Below are 2,039 nucleotides of genomic sequence, written 5' to 3'. Positions count from 1 at the left end.
AGCGGCCCGAGGTCGCCGAGCAGCTCCGACTCGAGCTGCGACTGGCGGGCGCGCATCCAGTTGCGGTTGCCGGCGACGGTGTTGATCTCGCCGTTGTGCGCCATCATCCGCAACGGCTGCGCGAGCGGCCATGACGGGAAGGTGTTGGTGGAGTAGCGCGAGTGCACGATCGCGAGCTTCGAGGCGAAGCGCTCGTCGGAGAGGTCGGGGTAGAACGGCTCCAGCTGGAGCGTCGTGACCATGCCCTTGTAGACGAGCGTGCGCGAGGAGAGCGAGATGAAGTAGGCGCCGAGCTCCCGCTCCGCGCGCTTGCGCAGGCGGAACGCGAGCCGGTCGAGGGAGAGCCCCGCGGGGCGGTCGGCGGGCTCGGCCGCGTCGGACGCGAGGAAGAGCTGGCGGAACGCGGGCATGGCCTTCCGCGCCAGGTTGCCGAGGTGGGACGGGTCGACGGGCACCTCGCGCCAGCCGAGGACGCGGAGGCGCTCGGTCGCGGCGATCCGCTCGATGCCCGCCTCGAGCTCCTCGCGCTCGGCGTCGTCCGTGGGCAGGAACGCCATGCCCACGACGTACTCCCCCATGGGCGGCAGGTCGAAGCCGGCGACGCCGCGGAGGAACTCGTCGGGGATCTGCGTCATGATGCCCGCGCCGTCGCCCGTGCCCGCGTCGGAGCCGATGGCCCCGCGGTGCTCGAGGTTCCGGAGCGCGTCGAGCGCGTTCACGATGATGTCGTGGCCCGGGGTGCCGCGCAGGGTGGCCACCATGGCCAGGCCGCACGCGTCCTTCTCGAAGGCGGGGTCGTACAGGCCCTGCTTCGCGGGGAACGCGCCGCCGGGAGGGGAGGTGGAGGAGAACGCCATGGGAACCGTCCTAGATGCACTGCGGAGGGACGTCGCTGGCCCTGTGGTGGGGACCGCCTCGCTGAGCAGGAGGCGGTGACCGCGGGGGTGCCCGCGCTGGGGACTAGGCGCCGCGTCCGCTTGTGGCGGGGAGAGCGTGGGAGTCCGACCCGGTGGATGCCCGATCGGCGTCGCCGTCGGTGAAATCCGAATCCGTGTACACCGATGCTACCTCGCCGTCGCGACCCGCCTTCGCGCGCCGGGTTACGTCATCCGGGGTGCGGCCGGGCAGGTACGCGCTCGGCTCGCTGCCCACGTGGCGGCGCGTCTGCACGATGAAGAGCACCAGGCCGATCGCGACCGCGATGAACGCCGCCCACACGTTGGTGCGGATGCCGAGGATGATCTCGCTCGGGTCGATGCGGATGGACTCGAACACCATGCGGCCGAGGCCGTACCACATGAGGTAGACGGCGAGGCCGCGACCCCACTGGAGGCGCACCGCGCGCCCCAGCAGGATGATGAGCAGCGCGCCCGCCACGTTCCACACGATCTCGTACAGGAACGTGGGGTGGAACAGCGTGCCGGCGGGGAGGCCGGCCGGGAACGCGGCGTTGCCCGGGTCGACCTCGAGCCCCCACGGCAGGGTCGTGGGCGTGCCGAAGAGCTCCTGGTTGAAGTAGTTGCCCATGCGGCCCGCGGCCTGCGCCAGCAGGAGCCCGGGGGCGAGGGCGTCCGCGAACGTCCAGAAGCGCACGCCGGTCCACTTCGAGGCGAGCCAGACGCCGACGGCGCCGCCGATGAGCGCGCCGAAGATGGCGATGCCGCCCTCCCACACGTAGAGGACCCGGAGCGGGTCCGCCCCCGCGAAGAAGTAGTCGCCGGGGTGCGTGAGCACGTGGAACGCGCGCGCCCCGGCGATGCCAAGGATCAGGGCGAGCAGCGTGAAGTCGATGACCGTCCCGGACTCGACGCCCCGCGCCACCAGGCGCCGGTTCGTGAGCCAGGCGGCGATGAGGATGCCGACGAGGATGCACACCGCGTAGGCGTGGATGGCGAACGTGAGCGGCAGGTCGATGCCGAAGCCCTGGAGCCACGCCGTGACGTCGAACCGGGTGTCGGACGGATCCGGGCTGGGGATGCTCATCGGGGCGAACAACGGATGGCGCTCACTTTCGCAGGGGATTCGGCGGGCGCGGCGGG

Annotated in this window: 1 protein-coding gene and 1 pseudogene; both read right to left on the bottom strand. The window is 71.8% G+C overall.

Annotated features, from left to right (window positions below; genetic code table 11):
- Positions 1 to 857 (bottom strand): annotated as a pseudogene (locus Q6969_RS15270) (glutamate synthase subunit alpha); the annotation flags it as partial.
- 103 nt (positions 858 to 960) lie between these two features.
- The gene (lgt, locus tag Q6969_RS15265) at positions 961 to 1,983 is read right to left on the bottom strand and encodes a prolipoprotein diacylglyceryl transferase (RefSeq protein ID WP_317231207.1); all 1,023 of its coding nucleotides are present in this window, start codon (positions 1,981 to 1,983) and stop codon (positions 961 to 963) included.
- Positions 1,984 to 2,039: the final 56 nt, after the last annotated feature.

The organism is Clavibacter sp. MX14-G9D, assembly GCF_032917815.1.
Taxonomy (GTDB): domain Bacteria; phylum Actinomycetota; class Actinomycetes; order Actinomycetales; family Microbacteriaceae; genus Clavibacter; species Clavibacter michiganensis_K.
The sequence above is the reverse complement of the archived record's forward strand: the minus strand, read 5'-3'. Positions and strand labels throughout refer to the sequence as shown.

Coding starts and splice junctions, on each gene's coding strand:
- lgt (WP_317231207.1), bottom strand. CDS start 1,983: ATGAGCATCCCCAGCCCGGATCCGTCCGACACCCGGTTCGACGTCACG.